Source organism: Anoxybacteroides voinovskiense (assembly GCF_014196205.1).
In the GTDB taxonomy this organism is placed as follows: Bacteria; Bacillota; Bacilli; order Bacillales; family Anoxybacillaceae; genus Anoxybacteroides; species Anoxybacteroides voinovskiense.
Window position 1 is genome coordinate 33,537 of sequence record NZ_JACIDE010000014.1, and the last position, 16,841, is coordinate 50,377.

Annotated in this window: 16 protein-coding genes; 13 read left to right on the top strand and 3 right to left on the bottom strand. The window is 44.5% G+C overall.

Features of this window, described 5'->3' with window-relative positions:
* Positions 1 to 241: 241 nt before the first annotated feature.
* Positions 242 to 952 (bottom strand): Crp/Fnr family transcriptional regulator, encoded by a 711-nt coding sequence (locus tag GGR02_RS10460; protein ID WP_183184739.1) that lies wholly within the window; start codon positions 950 to 952, stop codon positions 242 to 244.
* A gap of 335 nt (positions 953 to 1,287) precedes the next feature.
* On the opposite strand from GGR02_RS10460, the gene moaA reads away from it, so the two are divergent.
* Entirely contained in the window at positions 1,288 to 2,310 is a 1,023-nt protein-coding gene (gene moaA, locus GGR02_RS10465; RefSeq protein WP_183184680.1) for a GTP 3',8-cyclase MoaA, read from the top strand.
* Positions 2,311 to 2,348: 38 nt separating this feature from the next.
* Here the strand turns inward: moaA and ric are convergent, their stop codons facing one another.
* Positions 2,349 to 3,053, bottom strand: coding sequence for an iron-sulfur cluster repair di-iron protein (gene ric, locus GGR02_RS10470; protein WP_183184682.1), 705 nt, complete (start codon positions 3,051 to 3,053; stop codon positions 2,349 to 2,351).
* 213 nt (positions 3,054 to 3,266) lie between these two features.
* On the opposite strand from ric, the gene GGR02_RS10475 reads away from it, so the two are divergent.
* From GGR02_RS10475 to GGR02_RS10495, 5 genes are read left to right on the top strand one after another with little or no spacing between them, the layout of a single operon-like run.
* Positions 3,267 to 4,526, top strand: coding sequence for a molybdopterin molybdotransferase MoeA (locus GGR02_RS10475; protein WP_183184683.1), 1,260 nt, complete (start codon positions 3,267 to 3,269; stop codon positions 4,524 to 4,526).
* Positions 4,523 to 5,020 (top strand): molybdopterin-guanine dinucleotide biosynthesis protein B, encoded by a 498-nt coding sequence (gene mobB / locus GGR02_RS10480; RefSeq protein WP_183184685.1) that lies wholly within the window; start codon positions 4,523 to 4,525, stop codon positions 5,018 to 5,020. Before GGR02_RS10475 ends, mobB begins: the two co-directional genes overlap by 4 nt.
* A complete protein-coding gene (locus GGR02_RS10485) occupies positions 5,017 to 5,481 on the top strand; it encodes a molybdenum cofactor biosynthesis protein MoaE (protein ID WP_229706180.1) in 465 nt (154 codons plus the stop codon). The genes mobB and GGR02_RS10485 overlap by 4 nt, the downstream gene beginning before the upstream one ends.
* Positions 5,478 to 5,708 (top strand): molybdopterin converting factor subunit 1, encoded by a 231-nt coding sequence (gene moaD / locus GGR02_RS10490; RefSeq protein WP_183184688.1) that lies wholly within the window; start codon positions 5,478 to 5,480, stop codon positions 5,706 to 5,708. The genes GGR02_RS10485 and moaD overlap by 4 nt, the downstream gene beginning before the upstream one ends.
* A gap of 14 nt (positions 5,709 to 5,722) precedes the next feature.
* On the top strand, positions 5,723 to 6,436 hold the full coding sequence (locus GGR02_RS10495; RefSeq protein ID WP_229706179.1) for a YwiC-like family protein: 714 nt from the start codon (positions 5,723 to 5,725) through the stop codon (positions 6,434 to 6,436).
* A gap of 28 nt (positions 6,437 to 6,464) precedes the next feature.
* On the opposite strand, the gene GGR02_RS10500 is transcribed toward GGR02_RS10495, so the two are convergent.
* Positions 6,465 to 7,127: a Crp/Fnr family transcriptional regulator gene (locus tag GGR02_RS10500; RefSeq protein WP_373286629.1), complete on the bottom strand. Its 663-nt coding sequence runs from the start codon at positions 7,125 to 7,127 to the stop codon at positions 6,465 to 6,467.
* Positions 7,128 to 7,390: 263 nt separating this feature from the next.
* Here GGR02_RS10500 and argC point away from each other — a divergent pair, with 263 nt between their 5' ends.
* The 7 genes from argC to argF all read left to right on the top strand — a co-directional run bounded on the left by argC (position 7,391) and on the right by argF (position 16,797).
* Positions 7,391 to 8,428 (top strand): N-acetyl-gamma-glutamyl-phosphate reductase, encoded by a 1,038-nt coding sequence (argC, locus tag GGR02_RS10505; RefSeq protein ID WP_183184692.1) that lies wholly within the window; start codon positions 7,391 to 7,393, stop codon positions 8,426 to 8,428.
* A 14-nt stretch (positions 8,429 to 8,442) separates the two neighbouring features.
* Complete coding sequence (argJ, locus tag GGR02_RS10510; RefSeq protein WP_183184694.1) at positions 8,443 to 9,669, top strand: bifunctional ornithine acetyltransferase/N-acetylglutamate synthase; 1,227 nt, start codon at positions 8,443 to 8,445, stop codon at positions 9,667 to 9,669.
* Positions 9,670 to 9,682: 13 nt separating this feature from the next.
* Positions 9,683 to 10,450 (top strand): acetylglutamate kinase, encoded by a 768-nt coding sequence (gene argB / locus GGR02_RS10515; RefSeq protein ID WP_183184695.1) that lies wholly within the window; start codon positions 9,683 to 9,685, stop codon positions 10,448 to 10,450.
* The gene (locus GGR02_RS10520; RefSeq protein ID WP_183184696.1) at positions 10,450 to 11,604 is read left to right on the top strand and encodes an acetylornithine transaminase; all 1,155 of its coding nucleotides are present in this window, start codon (positions 10,450 to 10,452) and stop codon (positions 11,602 to 11,604) included. The genes argB and GGR02_RS10520 overlap by 1 nt, the downstream gene beginning before the upstream one ends.
* Positions 11,605 to 11,676: 72 nt before the next feature.
* Entirely contained in the window at positions 11,677 to 12,744 is a 1,068-nt protein-coding gene (locus GGR02_RS10525) for a carbamoyl phosphate synthase small subunit (protein WP_183184697.1), read from the top strand.
* On the top strand, positions 12,737 to 15,856 hold the full coding sequence (locus tag GGR02_RS10530) for a carbamoyl phosphate synthase large subunit (RefSeq protein ID WP_183184699.1): 3,120 nt from the start codon (positions 12,737 to 12,739) through the stop codon (positions 15,854 to 15,856). The genes GGR02_RS10525 and GGR02_RS10530 overlap by 8 nt, the downstream gene beginning before the upstream one ends.
* Entirely contained in the window at positions 15,853 to 16,797 is a 945-nt protein-coding gene (gene argF / locus GGR02_RS10535) for an ornithine carbamoyltransferase (protein WP_183184700.1), read from the top strand. Before GGR02_RS10530 ends, argF begins: the two co-directional genes overlap by 4 nt.
* Positions 16,798 to 16,841 lie beyond the last annotated feature (44 nt).

Sequence of the window (16,841 nt, forward strand, 5' to 3'; positions counted from 1 at the left end):
CACCCTTTCTTATAACCGTATATACGTGCCGTTGCAAAACTATATATTGTATCCCCTTTGAAAAGAGGCGACCTTTTCGATCAGTCCCATATATTTTTTCAGTCGCTTTTACTTTTCTTGATTGTCTAACTCCGGCTCCTAGCTGCTCGGGGGTCAAATAACCTTCCCCCTCGAGGTGGCGAGCACCTCGAGGGGGAAGAACATTCGCCCCATCGCAGCTGGACAGTCGCCTTCGCTTTTCTTATTCAATCCTACAGATTTCGACTGGACAGTTTTCGCATTGCACTTCTCGTTTTAAATAGTCGAGGTCGTGAATGGTGATTTTTCCTTTATGAATGGAAAGAATGCCTTCTTGTTTTAAGGCGTTTAGCATTCGGTTGACGCTTTCTCTCGTCGTTCCACAAAAGTTCGCTAAGTCTTGATTTTTTAATGGCAAATCGATTAAAATGCTGCCGTCTTTTAGGCGAATGCCGTAGCTATTGCACATGCGAATAAGGGTGGAATAAAGCGCTCCTTTTTTGCCGAGCAAAATGAGGTCGCGAAATTTCGTTTGCGTGCGGCGAGCGTGGTTGCTCAGCCATTGCATATATTCGAACGTCAACGTTGGATTGAGGAGCAGCTGCTCTTCCAAATAATCTTTTTTAATGACAGCGACTTCGCCGTCTTCCATGACTTTAGCGTTCAATAAATATTTCGGATCGTTTGTAAACAAGGTGAGTTCCCCAATAATTTCGCCAGCGCTACAAATGCGAAAGCACATCTCTTTGCCGTCTTGCGACATTTTACTCATTTGTATTTTTCCAGAAAGAATTAAATATAACTCGTTAGCGACCATTCCTTCTTGAAATAAAAACGTTCCTTTTTTTATTTTTTGAATATGGTTTGCTGAACGGAGCAGTTCTTTTAAATGCACAAACCGTTTCTTTTCTTCAAACGCTTGAAGGGCAGTCATCATGTCTTTTCACCTCGTGGTGGAATTTTTCTCGTTTAGCATCAACATCGCCTTCGCTTTTCCCTATTTTTATTGTAAAAACAACCGTTTTTGTTAGATGTGATACATATCACACACGGTTGAGGAATGAGAAAAATGTCACAAGAATGTCACAAAATTTGTAGAACGTTTTCGGACGTTGTTTCTTCGATTGATATGGTATACTTATTCGTAATACCGTTTTTGCTGTGTGAGTGATGTCACAGCGCGATGAACGGTTGTTCCCTATAGTGAAAATAGAACGATGCGTAAAATAATGATGGATAAAGAATTTATGCTTGAAGAGAGGATGCGCTATGAGCCAAACAAAGCCGGTTATCGTTGACAAATGGAATCGTCCGTTGCGTGATTTGCGCATTTCTGTGACCGATCAATGCAATTTTCGCTGTGTTTATTGTATGCCGGCGGAAATTTTCGGCCCTAACTTTCGTTTTTTGCACGAAGAGGAATTGCTGACGTTGGATGAGATGGTGCTTGTTGCGGAAGTTTTTGCCGAGTTAGGGGTCGAAAAGATTCGGATTACTGGCGGCGAGCCGTTGTTAAGAAAAGGGTTGCCTTCATTTATTGAACGATTGACAGCGATTCGTGGAATACGGGATATTGCGTTAACAACGAACGGCGTTCATTTAGTGAAACTGGCTCGGACGTTAAAAGCGGCAGGATTGCAGCGGGTGAACGTGAGCTTAGATGCGCTCGACGATGAAGTGTTTAAAAAAATGAACGGCGTCGGCGTTGGCGTTCAACCGATTTTAAACGGAATAGTAGCGGCAAAAGAAGCTGGGCTTATGGTGAAAGTAAATATGGTCGTGAAAAAAGGCTGGAACGATTCACAAATTTTGCCGATGGCGCAATATTTTAAAGAAGCAGGTATGACGTTGCGGTTTATTGAGTTTATGGATGTCGGAACGTCGAATGCGTGGGATTTATCGCAAGTCGTCACGAAAAAAGAAATATATGAAACGATTCGAGCGACTCACCCACTAGAGCCTGTGGAGAAAGCATATTTTGGCGAAGTGGCAAGCCGGTATCGTTATGTCGGGACGACGACAGAAGTCGGGTTTATTTCGTCGGTGACGGAATCGTTTTGCCAGAGTTGCACAAGAGCACGCATTTCGGCTAACGGAACGCTTTATACGTGCTTGTTCGCTACGGAAGGGGTATCATTGAAACAACTGTTGCGACAAGGGGCAGATCGAACGGCGCTGAAACAGCTCATTATTGATACGTGGAACAAGCGAACCGACCGTTATTCTGATGAGCGAACGGAGCAAACAGCGAAAATGCGCAAGAAAATCGAGATGTCGTATATTGGTGGATAAAGAACGGGATCGCTTATCGAGCGATCCCGTTTTACTGATTATTCCGCGTTAGCAAGAATGCGCGGAAAGAGGATGTTGTTTTCGAGATGAATATGCGTGAATAAATCTTCTTCTAGCGCTTCTAGCCGGTTGTAAACGAGCCGGTATGTTCCGCACGCATCGAAAGGCGGCGTGAAATCGTTCGTGATTTGGCGAATCTCTTTCATAATATCTCCTGCCGTATCGTGCTCGGCAACGAGTTCTTCAATGACTTGTTTCATCGCTTGTTCGTTTTCTTTTGTTGGATGTTGTTCAAACTGGATGATGAGCGGGAATGCTTTCGTTTCTTCTTTCATTAAATGTTGCTCTAGTTCGGTTTTTAAATCGTTGAACAGTTTATGCACTTGCACTAAATGCGGCTGTTCCGGCCCGTGCACGCGCAATACTTTTGTCACGTACGGGCTAAGCTGCGGCAATTCCTCCATTAAAAAACGGTGGTGTTTTTGGATAATATGATCGATTAATTCTGTATAGGAAGCCTCGAGCCAGTTTTTTTCTACCTTTTCAAGCGATTGTTGGTACATTGTTTGTAATTGATGTAAAATATCTTCGATTGGTAAATTTTTCTCAGCTAACGCTGCGGCAAGCGAACGGTTTCCACCGCAACAAAAGTCAATTTTATACGTTTTAAACAAGTCGCTTGCTTTCGGAAACATGGCGACGATTTCACCGACAGTTGATTGTGCTGTAAACATTGTTTCCATCTTTAACCCTCCATTTTCGTTTTTCGGTTACAATGTAAGCATAGCTGTTTTTCATTTATGAAGTCGTGACGTGCATCACACATTCGAACAGATTTTGAACAATTCGTGCCAAATGTCCGTGGCACAGGAAAATGTGACAGACGTCACAACTATTTCTGCGCTATTTTCGCTACAATATAATTAATAATCGAAGCTAGTAAGTGAGGGATAATCGTGGTTGAGAAGCGAACACCGATTCCAGTGATGGAAGCGATACAAAAAGTGATGCAATTTGCGAAATCAGGGAAAAAAGAAATCGTGGCGCTAGAAGAAGCGTACGGAAGATATTTGGCGGAAGATTTGCGTGCAGACCATGACGTGCCACCATTTGACCGTTCACCGTATGACGGCTTTGCGATTCGCGCTGCCGATTCTGCTGCCGCAAGCCTTGACCATCCCGTCGAATTTGAAGTCATCGAAACGATTGGTGCAGGGCAAGTGGCTGAAAAAGAAGTCGCTCCGTTCCAAGCGGTGCGCATTATGACTGGTGCCCAAATCCCAAACGGCTGTGATGCGGTCGTTATGTTTGAAGTAGCGAACGAATACGAACGAAATGGGAAAACGTATATGTCGATCAAACGTCCGTTTCGCCCTGGGGATAACATTTCGTTTCAAGGAGAAGACACAAAAAAAGGCGAAATGCTCGTCCCGAAAGGAACGTTCATTAACCCTGGAGTCCAAGCGCTGTTAGCCACGTTTGGATACGCAAACGTTCACGTTGCGAAAAAGCCGAAAGTCGGCATTTTTGCGACTGGAAGCGAACTGCTAGACGTTTCCGAGCCGCTCGTTCCAGGCAAAATTCGCAACAGCAACGCCTATATGATTCAAGCGCAAGTGTATCGTATAGGTGCGCTTCCAGTATATTTCGGAAAATTAATGGACGATGCCGACCGTTGCTTTGCGGCAATCGAAAACGTGTTGGATGAAGTCGATCTACTCATTACAACTGGCGGCGTTTCCGTCGGCGACTACGATTACTTGCCGGTCATTTATGAACGGCTTGGGGCGGAAGTGTTATTTAATAAAGTCGCCATGCGCCCTGGAAGTGTAACGACAGTCGCACAAAAAGAAGGAAAACTATTGTTTGGCTTATCGGGCAACCCTTCCGCTTGTTATGTTGGCTTTGAATTATTCGTTCGCCCTGTCATTCGTACAATGCTTTATTCGGCAAAGCCGTACTTATATAAAACAACGGCGACGTTGCTTGCTGATTTCCCGAAACCAAACCCGTTTACGCGCTTTGTGAGAAGTTACGTGCATGCGAAAGAAGGGAGGCTGTACGTTACTCCAGTTGGAATGGACAAGTCGAATATCGTCACATCGTTAGCAAAAGCGAACGCCTTTATGGTATTGCCAGGAGGAACGCGCGGATTTTCGAAAGGGGACGCTGTTGAAATTTGGCTATTAGAAAATGAAGAAGGAAGCGAGCAATGAACGTTTGGCAAGTTGTTGGGTATAAAAATAGCGGAAAAACGACGTTAGTCGAAAAATGGGTAAGAAAAGCAACCGAAGAAGGCTATAAAGTTGGGACGATTAAACATCACGGACACGGTGGCTATCCAGACGTTTGTACGGCGAACGATTCCGGTCGGCACCACGCAGCTGGAGCGCTTGCGGCATCTGTCGAAGGCGGGGGGTTGCTGCAGCTGCATGCCATTCACTCATGGACGTTGCCACAAATTTTACACATTTATTCGCTTCTTCCACTTGATTTTGTTATTGTGGAAGGATATAAAGATGAGCGATACCCGAAAATTGTGATCGTCCGAAACGCAGCCGATTGGCAGCGGCTTTGCCATTTAGAAAAAATTGTAGCAGTCATCACTTGGGAGCCGATCGATTCGCTACAAGAGATGCCATACCCTGTTTTTTCGTTGAACGACGAAACGCAATATTTGCAATGGCTGATGAACGAGGTGAAACAATGAAATTTTTTACGATTACCGACCGACCGATTTCCATAGAAGAAGTAGTGCATAAAGTGATTCGTCCAGAAGCAGGAGCCGTCACAACGTTTATTGGTACGGTAAGAGAACTAACGAACGGAAAACGTACGCTGTTTTTACAATATGAGGCGTATGTTTCGATGGCGGAAAAAATGCTGGCACAAATCGGCACTGAAATAAAAGAGCGTTGGCCGGAAGCAGAAGTGGCGATTACCCATCGAATCGGCAGGCTCGAAATTTCTGATATTGCGGTTGTGATTGCTGTTTCGACCCCGCATCGAAAAGACGCGTATGAAGCGAATCGCTATGCGATTGAACGAATCAAACAAATCGTTCCGATTTGGAAAAAAGAATATTGGGAAGATGGGACAGAGTGGGTCGGCAATCAGCTTGAAACGAAAGCATATCCGACGGGAAAACCGGAAGGAGAGGATGTTGTGTGATCACATTATTATTTTTCGCCTACTTGAAAGAAACGATCGGAAAAGAGCGACTTCAACTAGGCATTTCAGCGATGACGGTGAAAGAATTGAAACAACACCTTGCATCCGATTATGGACTAGATTTGCAACACGTCATGGTCGCGGTAAACGAAGAATATGCCGCTGACGACCGAGTGCTGCAAGCGGGAGATATCGTTGCTTTTATTCCACCGGTTAGCGGCGGATGAAAGGAGAGAGAAGGATGATTGTTCCAAAACAACACGGTGCGTGGGCGATGTTAATCATTCCGTTTTTGTTAGGAGCATATGCAGGAGGCCTTTCTTGGTTGCACGTTCCGCTCTTTCTTGGCTGGCTAGGGCTTTATTTAGCGACATATCCGTTTTTAATGGCGGTGAAAACGAAACGAAAACAAGAATATATGCGCTGGTTTTACCGGTATTTTTTCGTTTCGCTCGTTATGTTATCCATTCCGCTTGTTTTTCGTTGGCAGCTTGTCTATTTTGGCATCGCGATGATCCCGTTCTTTTTTATTAACCTTTATTTTGCTAAAAAGAAAGACGAACGAGCATTGGCAAACGATGTTGCTGCGATTGCCTCTTTTTGCATCGGCGGACTAGCGAGTTTTTATATTGGGCGAGGTACATTAACCGTCCAAGCGTGGGAATTATATATGTTTTGTTTTCTCTTTTTTATCGGCAGTACGTTTTATGTAAAAACGATGATTCGTGAAAAGAAAAACCCGCGCTATAAATGGATTTCATGGGCGTACCATTTGTTGTTGATTGCCATTCTTATATTCATTGGCTATCCATGGGTAGCGCTCGCCTACGTACCAAGTGTTGTTCGCGCCATTTATTTATACGGAAAATCGGTATCAGCAACAAAAGTTGGTGTTTTAGAAATTGCTAATGCGGTTTACTTTGGGCTAGCGATGCTCGTTTTACTGACGTGGTAAAAGGAGAAGCAGCTGCTTCTCCTTTTAGTTAATCGATACTACATATTTCCGGTGGACAATCTTCACAATCGATTTCGTTTCGTAAATAAGTTAGGTTATGCACAGTAATTTTTCCTCTTTTAATGGAAATGATTCCTTGTTCGCGGAGATCTTTCAATAAGCGGTTGACAACTTCGCGGGAGGTGCCACAAAAATTTGCAAGCTCTTGGTTGGTTAGTTGTAAATCAATGAGAATGCCGTTTTCCTTCATCACTCCGTAGCTATTGCACATGCGAATGAGCGTCGAATATAATGCCCCTTTTTTTCCGTGTAACACGAGGTCGCGAAATTTTGTTTGCGTCTTTCGGAAATGATCGCTCATCCATTTCATAAATTCAAGCGCCAATTTATTATTTTCAAGCAAGCTTTTTTCGAGCACGTCTCGTTGAATGCAGGAAACGATTCCATCTTCGAGCACTTTCGCGTTCAATAAATACTTTGCCTGTTCCGCAAAAAGGGTCAACTCGCCAACAATATCTCCTTTGCTGCATATGCGTAACGCAAGCTCTTGTCCGTCTGCGGCAATTTTGCTAATTTGAATTTTCCCTGATTGAATGTAGTACACTTCTTCCGCTTGTTCGCCTTCACGGAATAAATACGTATCTTTTTTTATTTCGAGCTGACGGTGCGCCTTGCTCACCAGTTCTTTCATTTCCACTGTTTGCTTTTCCATATTTCAACCACCTTTACGAATACTACTAAAAGTAGTAGCTATTATCGATTTAAGCGAAAAAACGATGGAAAGTCAATGAGATTATTACTGTTTTTACTATTTATATATTAGAAAATTATGAAAGTAATAAAACGAAATGAGCGAAATAAAATAAAAAATAATTAAATATACATTTGATTTTATTTTTATGCAGTATTATAATGATAACTACATGAGAGAGAATGAGTTCGAGGAGGCTCGTTATGAATATTGCAATCATTGGCGCCACGGGGTACGGCGGGGTAGAAGTACTGCGTTTTTTGCAACATCATCCATATGTCACCAATTGTTTCGTCTATTCTTCGTCACAAGACGGGACGCTTCTTTCCGACAGCTTTCCGCACATCGGTGAAAAGGACGACTGGTTGTTGCAAAAAATTGATATCGAACAAATTGCCTCGACATGTGACGTTGTCTTTTTTGCGACGCCGCCGGGAGTATCGAGTGAACTCGCGCCACTGTTGATAGAACGAGGAGTAAAAGTGATTGATTTATCCGGCGACTTTCGCTTGAAAGACCGAACAGTATACGAAAAATGGTACAAACGACGAACAGCGCAACCAATCTATTTGCAACAAGCAATATATGGATTGACCGAATGGAATCGTGAACAAATTAAAAATGCCGAGCTTCTATCTAATCCGGGCTGTTACCCGACCGCAACGTTGCTTGGCTTGGCGCCGCTTGTGCGAAATAGGTTAGTAGAAGAAGATTCGATTATCGTTGATGCCAAATCTGGCGTATCAGGAGCAGGACGACAAGCATCGTTAAACACCCATTTTTCCGAAGTAAACGAAAACTTAAAAATTTATAAAGTAAACGCTCATCAGCACATTCCAGAAATCGAGCAAATGTTGACCGATTGGAACGAACACATCCGACCAATTACATTCAGTACCCATCTCGTCCCGATGACGCGCGGAATTATGGCAACGATTTATGCGAAGGCGAAAAATGATGTGCCAGTTAATCATTTAATAGATTTATATAAAACAAGTTATGCTTCTTCTCCTTTTGTCCGTATTCGCAAAGCTGGGCAGTTTCCAGCAACGAAAGAAGTGTACGGTTCGAATTATTGCGATATCGGCGTTACGTACGACGAACGAACAGGAAGGATAACGGTCGTATCAGTGATTGATAATTTAGTAAAAGGTGCGGCAGGTCAGGCCATTCAAAACTTGAACGTCATGATGGGATGGGATGAAACGAGCGGACTGTTGTTTGCACCGATGTATCCATAGGAAGGGGATTACAAATGTTAACGAAACAAACACAAGTATATGTTGTAGCGAATGGAACGGTTGTTACACCGAAAGGGTTTAAAGCAGCAGGCGTCCATGCCGGGCTGCGCTATACAAAAAAAGATTTAGGTGTCATTGTATGCGATGTGCCGGCTTCTTGTGCGGCGGTGTATACGCAAAGCCATTTTCAAGCAGCGCCATTAAAGGTGACGCAAGAAAGCATTGCAAAAGAACAAAAGCTGCAAGCGATTGTTGTGAATAGTGCTTGCGCCAATGCTTGTACGGGGGAGCAAGGACTGAAAGACGCTTATGAAATGCGAGCGTTGTGTGCCGAGCAATTTAATTTGCCACCACATTACGTGGCAGTTGCGTCGACTGGCGTCATCGGGGAGTTTTTGCCGATGGAAAAAATTCGGGCAGGAATGAAGCAATTAGCACCTGTTGCTCTCGAAGAAGGGGCGCATGCGTTTCAAACAGCAATTTTAACGACGGATACGGTGATGAAACAAGCGTGCTACGAAACGACGGTCGACGGAAAAACCGTGACGGTTGGCGGGGCGGCGAAAGGGTCGGGAATGATTCACCCGAATATGGCGACAATGCTTGCTTTTATTACAACTGACGCAAATATCGCTTCTCATACGTTGCAGCAAGCGCTTCGTTCCATTACCGATGTATCGTTTAACCAAATTACGGTCGACGGGGAAACATCGACAAACGACATGGTCGTTGTCATGGCAAGCGGTCTTGCTGGGAATGAAGAACTGACGCCAGCGCATCCAGAATGGTTAAATTTTTATCAGGCGCTAAAACAAACGTGCGAAGATTTAGCGAAGCAAATTGCCAAAGATGGAGAAGGGGCGACGAAGCTCATTGAAGCGCGCGTCTTTGGAGCAGTGAATGACGAGGAAGCAAAGCGCGTTGCGAAAAAAATCGTCGGCTCCAATCTTGTCAAAACAGCGGTGTACGGTGCGGATGCTAATTGGGGACGGATTATCGGAGCGATTGGCCATGCGGACGCAACAGTCAATCCAGATTGCGTCGATGTTTCGCTAGGACCAATTGTTATGCTAAAGATGAGCGAACCGCAACCATTTTCGGAAGAAGAAGCAACCGCTTATTTGCAAAACGAAAAAATCGTCATTGAAGTAAACCTGCATCTTGGAAGCGGAACAGGGGTCGCATGGGGATGCGATTTGACATATGACTACGTCAAAATTAATGCAAGCTATCGCACGTAAAGGAGAGGTTTTCGTGGGGGAAACGATTGTTATTAAATGCGGCGGCAGTGTGTTAAGCGAACTATCGCCATCATTTTTTGAAAGCTTGCAACTATATGCCCGAGAGAAAAAGATCGTCATCGTTCACGGGGGCGGTCCAGAAATCGGGCAAATGCTAAAAAAACTTTGCGTGCCAACGGAATTTGTCAACGGGCTGCGAAAAACGACGAAAGACGTATTGGAAGTTGCCGAAATGATTTTAGCTGGAAAAGTGAATAAGCAGCTTGTTGGCATATTACAACAATACGGATTATCAGCGGTCGGTGTTTCTGGTGTGGATGCACATCTTTTAGAAGCAACGGCTATCGACTTTCATACGTTAGGGTACGTTGGCGAAGTGAAGAATGTCAACTGCGCATTTTTAGAAACGCTGCTTCGCGACGGATACATTCCGGTAATTGCGCCAATCGGTGCAGATGAATTAGGGCAAACGTATAACATTAACGCCGATACAGTAGCAGGCGCAGTAGCAAAAGCGCTCAACGCGCAGCAGCTTTTATTTGTTACCGATGTTCCTGGCATTTTACAAGACGGAGTCGTCGTGGAGCAAACGACGGTCGACGACATTGAACGAATGATTGCTACTGGAGTTATTACAGGTGGAATGATTCCGAAAGTGAAAGCAGCCGTTGCGGCGTTGGAAAAATTAGGAGAAGTGATGATTGTCAGCGGAAAAACTCCGTTTTATGCAAATGGGAAATTATATGGAACGAGCATTTGGAAAGAAGTGGAGGTCTATTAATGGGGGCGTTATTTCCTACGTATACCCGCTGGAACATTAGTATTGAATCGGCGGAAGGAACAACCGTCGTTGCGAAAGACGGTAAACAATATTTAGATTTTGTTTCCGGCATCGCTGTTTGCAACCTTGGACATCGTCATCCAGCCGTGCAAGCAGCGTTAGAGGCACAATTAAACCGTGTATGGCATGTGTCGAATTTATTTACAAACGAACTGCAAGAAGAAGTGGCAAAATTGCTCGTTGCCAATAGCTGTGGCGATTACGTCTTTTTCTGCAACAGTGGGGCAGAAGCGAACGAAGCAGCATTAAAACTAGCCCGAAAACATACAGGGCGGCATAAAGTCATTACGTTTAAACAATCGTTTCACGGGCGGACGTTTGCGACGATGTCAGCGACCGGACAAGAAAAAATTCATCAAGGATTTGGACCGCTTTTACAAGAATTTGTACATCTTCCGTTTAGCGATATAGAAGCGTTAGAACAGGCGATGGATGAGCAAGTTGCAGCTGTCATGCTAGAAATTGTGCAAGGCGAAGGCGGAATTAGAAAAGCAGATGCTTCATTTTTGCAAAAAGTTGCGCAACTTTGCCAACAATATGGTGCATTGTTCATCGTCGACGAAGTACAAACCGGCATTGGCCGTACAGGAAAAGCGTTCGCTTATCAGCATTTTGCGGTGGAACCGGACATTATTACGGTAGCGAAAGGATTAGGGAGCGGATTCCCAGTAGGGGCAATGATCGGAAAAGCGTTTTTGTGTGACTCGTTTGCCGCTGGGGTGCACGGTTCTACGTTTGGCGGAAATCCATTAGCAATGGCAGCGGCTAAAGCAACATTGGACATCATTTTTCAACCGGAATTTTTACAAGAAGTGCAGGAAAAAGGGACGTATTTTTTAACAAAATTACAAAGCGCGTTACATGAGCACCAACTAGTGAAAGAAGTGCGTGGGCTTGGATTGCTCGTTGGCATAGAATGTCATCAAGAAGTAGCACACTTGATCCAAGCAATCCACGAAAAAGGATTGCTCGTATTAACCGCTGGACCGCACGTTATTCGGTTATTGCCGCCGCTCATTGTGGAAAAACCAGAACTAGACGAAGCTGTGGCGATTCTCGAGCAGACGTTGGCAAATGAAACAGCTAATAACTAGCTGTATCTTTATTGAAACATATGTATAAAAATTCTTTTTTGTTAATAAAAATTCGTGGATGAGGTGGCAAACATGAAGGCGCATCTTCATTTAGCAAATGGAAAGACGTTTACAGGGCAGCTTGCCACGGCGCTTCCAAACGGTGAAGTGAGCGGAGAAGTCGTATTTTTTACCGGCATGACTGGCTATCAAGAAGTATTGACGGATCCGTCGTATAAAAACCAAATGATTGTGTTCACGTATCCGCTTATCGGCAACTACGGCATTAATGAACGAGATTTCGAAAGCAAGCGCCCGCACGTGCAGGCGGTTATCGTGTATGAAGCAAGTAATAAAGGATACCATTATGAAGCGAAATATAGCTTGCAACAATATTTAGCGCAATGGAATATTCCGCTTTTCACACATGTGGATACGCGAGCGCTCGTCAAAGAAATTCGAACGCAAGGAACGATGCCGGCGGTCTTAACACTAGCGGAAGAGTGCGTGTTCGACGCAACCGAACAACTTTTTCCTGTCGGTGACGTATCGACAAAAACAATCGAAACGCATGGGGATGGGGAGCGGCATCTTGTGTTAATTGACTTCGGGTTTAAAAAATCGATTTTGCAGTCATTGTTAGCTCGTGGCTGCAAAGTAACGGTCGTTCCTTATGATACACCGCTTTCTGCGATTGTCGCGTTGCAGCCGGACGGCATCGTTTTATCGAACGGTCCGGGAGACCCGAAGCAACTTGCCAACCAATTGCCAGTCATTCGCGAAATCATTGACCGCTATCCGACGCTAGCGATTTGTTTAGGGCATCAGCTTGTCGCGCTTGCGTATGGAGCGGATACGGAAAAACTTCGCTTCGGCCATCGCGGCGCCAATCAGCCGGTGTATGATTCATTGGAAAAGAAAGTATTGATGACGTCGCAAAACCATAGCTACGTTGTCAAGAAAGAAAGCTTAGCAAATACGCCGTTTATCGTTCGGTTTACAAACGTTAACGACGGCTCCGTCGAAGGAATCGTGCATCGAGAGAAGTCAATTATATCGGTGCAATACCATCCAGAAGCGCATCCGGGGCCAAGCGATACGGATAAAATCTTCGATGAGTTTTTGCAGAAGGTAAATAAAGGAGCGAAAGTATATGCCTAAAGATTCATCTTTGCATTCGATTTTAATCATCGGCTCCGGACCGATTGTCATCGGGCAGGCAGCGGAATTTGATTATTCCGGAACGCAAGCGTGCATCGCGCTAAAAGAGGAAGGATATCGCGTCATTTTAGTGAACAATAACCCAGCAACGATTATGACCGATGACGTTCACGCGGACGCTGTCTATTTTGAGCCATTGACCGTCGACAGCATCGAAAAAGTGATTGCAAAAGAGCGACCCGACGGGCTGTTAGCCACGTTTGGCGGACAGACAGGACTAAATTTAGCGTTTCAGCTACATGAAGCTGGAATTTTAAGCAAGTACGGGGTGAAGTTGCTCGGGACACCAATTGAAGCGATCAAAAAGGGAGAAGATCGCGAAGCGTTTCGCGCTCTCATGTATGAATTGAATGAACCAGTACCAGAGAGCGAAATTGTTACCACGTTGGAAGAGGCTATTGCATTTGCTAAAAAAATTGGTTTTCCGATCATCATCCGTCCCGCTTATACGCTTGGCGGAAGCGGTGGCGGCATTGCGGAAACGATGGAACAATTTGTCGCTCTTGTGGAAAAAGGGTTAGCGGAAAGCCCGATTACGCAATGCTTAATCGAGCGGAGCGTGGCAGGCTATAAAGAAATTGAGTACGAAGTCATGCGCGACCATACCGATACGTGCATTACCGTTTGCAACATGGAAAACGTCGATCCGGTTGGTGTGCATACAGGGGATTCGATTGTCGTTGCCCCATCGCAAACGTTGACAGACGAAGAATACCATATGTTGCGCTCTGCCGCTGTGAAAATTATTTCTGCCCTTGGTATTATCGGCGGATGCAACATTCAATTTGCGCTTGATCCGGTCAGCAAAAATTATTACTTAATTGAAGTCAATCCGCGTGTGAGTCGTTCCTCGGCGTTAGCATCGAAAGCAACGGGATACCCGATTGCGCGCATTGCGGCGAAATTAGCGGTTGGCTATACGTTAGCAGAGCTACTTAATCCGGTCACCAAAAACACATACGCAAGTTTTGAACCAGCACTTGATTACGTTGTCGTCAAGTTTCCGCGGTTGCCGTTCGATAAATTTCCGAACGGAAATCGGATGCTTGGCACACAAATGAAAGCAACAGGCGAAGTGATGGCCATCGACCGCAATATGGAACGCGCTTTTCAAAAAGCAGTGCATTCGCTCGAAGGGGCAAATAACGGGCTGTTTTTACAAGAACTGGCAGAAAAAACGAATGAAGAACTACATGAATTGCTCCACAACAAAGACGATCGCCGCTTTTTTGCGATTTTAGAGCTGTTCCGTCGCGGAGAAACGATCGAAACGGTACATGAACTAACGAAAATCGACCGCTTCTTTTTAAATAGCTTTTATCAGCTCATTGCTCTTGAACAAAAAGCAAAAGCAACGGATTTAATGAGCATCGACGAACCGACGTTACGGTTATTAAAAGAAAAAGGGTTTTCGGATGCATTTTTAGCAGACGTATGGAACGTGAGCGAACAAAGCGTGCGCGAAAAGCGAAAACAGTTCGGCATTGTCCCTGCGTATAAAATGGTCGATACGTGCGCCGCCGAATTTCACTCGGAAACGGACTATTATTATTCGACGTATTTCGGGGAAGATGAGCGCAAGCAAAGTGAAAAAGAAAAAGTGCTAATTATCGGCGCAGGGCCAATTCGTATCGGGCAAGGGATTGAATTTGACTACAGTTCGGTTCATAGCGTATATGCACTGCAAGCCGAAGGATACGAAACGGTATTAATTAATAATAATCCAGAAACGGTAAGCACCGATTTTGCTGTAGCTGACCGGCTTTATTTTGAACCGTTAACATTAGAAGATGTTCTTAATGTCATTGAAGCTGAACAAATCGAAAAAGTTGTCGTTCAATTCGGCGGACAGACAGCGATTAACTTAGTCAAAGGATTAGAAGAAGCAGGTGTAACCATTCTTGGGGTATCGCATGATGTCATTGACCAGCTTGAAGATCGCGACCGTTTTTATCAACTATTAGAAGAACTCGATATTCCACACGTTCCAGGAGTAATGGCAACCGAGGAACAAGAACTGGTGGAAAAAGCAAAGCTGATTGGTTATCCGGTATTGCTCCGTCCATCGTACGTTATTGGTGGAAAAGGAATGTTTATTGTTGAGAATGAACAACAGCTAGAGCAACTACTGAAGCAACCGTTTTTGTTCACGTACCCTGTGTTAATCGACGCTTATTTAAGCGGCAAAGAAGCAGAAGTGGACGTAGCAACGGATGGAGAGGAGATATTGTTGCCAACGGTCATCGAACATGTCGAAAAAGCAGGCGTGCATTCCGGAGATAGCTTTGCGTTTTTGCCGGCGCAGACGCTGACAGAAGAAGAACAGGCAAAAATGAAACAATATGCAGAAAAAATGGTGAAAAAACTTCAATTCAAAGGGCTTATGAACATTCAGTACGTCATCGCCAACGGGGAAGTGTACGTGTTAGAAGTGAACCCGCGCGCGAGTCGAACAGTGCCGATTGTTAGCAAAATTACCGGAATCCCATTAGCGCAAATTGCGACAAAATTATTGCTTGGGAAATGCTTAAACGAACTAAACGTGCCAACCGAAGCAACGCATATCCCGTACGTTGTATTAAAATACCCTGTTTTTTCGATGCATAAACTGCCAGAAGTTGACCCGCTTGTCGGTCCGGAAATGAAATCAACAGGGGAAGGAATTAGCATTGCTAAAACCGTCGAAGAAGCAGCGGCAAAAGCGTTCCACGCCTATTTAGCGAAAAAGGAAGGGGCGTGTGAAATTTATGTCGATGCAAAAAATGACGAAGTAGCACCATTGTTAGAACAGATGAAACAAGCAAAGCTGACGATTGTTCAAGGCGTTCCGTTTACAGAATGGGCAAAGAGAAAAGAAGCACTAGCGTTTTTTAATTGGCAAAAAAACGAAGGAAGTATGAAGCAACGGATGATTGCGTTGTCCCAACAGCTATTAACGTTTACGGAAATCGAAACGTTCGCATTATTTTTGTCCGCACTAGAAGTGAATGATTTTTCCGTTTGCTCGATTCAAGAGTGGTTAAAACAAACAGAGAAAGTGGTGATCGAATGAATACAACAATTTCTTCGTTAAAAGGGAAAGACGTATTAACATTAATCGATTTATCGTCAGAACAAATTCATGAGCTGTTATCGCTTGCCGAGCAACTAAAACAAAAGCAACAAGCGGGGGAGAGATACACTCCGCTTGTTGGAAAAACGTTGGCGATGATTTTTGAAAAACCGTCGACGCGGACGAGAGTGTCGTTTGAAGTCGGCATGACGCAGCTAGGGGGGCATGCCCTTTACTTAAACAGCAACGATTTGCAGCTAGGACGCGGGGAGACGATTGCTGATACGGCAAGAGTATTGTCGCAATATGTGGATGCGATTATGATTCGGACGTTTGCGCATGAAAAAATTGAAGAACTTGCCGAGTACGCTGACGTGCCGGTGATTAACGGATTAACGGACGATGACCATCCATGCCAAGCGCTCGCCGATTTGTTAACGATTTATGAAGTGAAAAAGAAGCTCCAAGGGATAAAGCTGGCGTATGTCGGTGATGGCAATAACGTCGCCCACGCGTTAATGATTGCAGCAGCGAAAGTCGGAATGGATTGTGCTGTCGCATGTCCAGTCGGCTATGAGCCGAAAGAACAGTACGTCACCGCAGCAAAAGAAGCGGCAGCGAAAACAGGAGCGACGATTACTGTAACACATTCGCCAGAAGAAGCAGTACAAGCAGCAGATGTTATTTATACGGATGTATGGACGAGCATGGGACAGGAGCAAGAAAGTGAACAGCGACTTGCTGTTTTTCAACCGTTTCAAGTGAATTCGCCATTAATGGAATACGCAAAAGATGATTACATGTTTTTGCACTGCCTGCCGGCTCATCGTGGGGAAGAAGTAACGGCAGATGTCATCGACAGCGATCATTCCTATGTGTTCCAACAAGCGGGAAATCGTCTTCATGTCCAAAAAGCTATTTTAGTATCACTATTAGCGTAAACACCGGTTTCCGGTGTTTTTTTCCTTTATGAATCGAGAGGGAA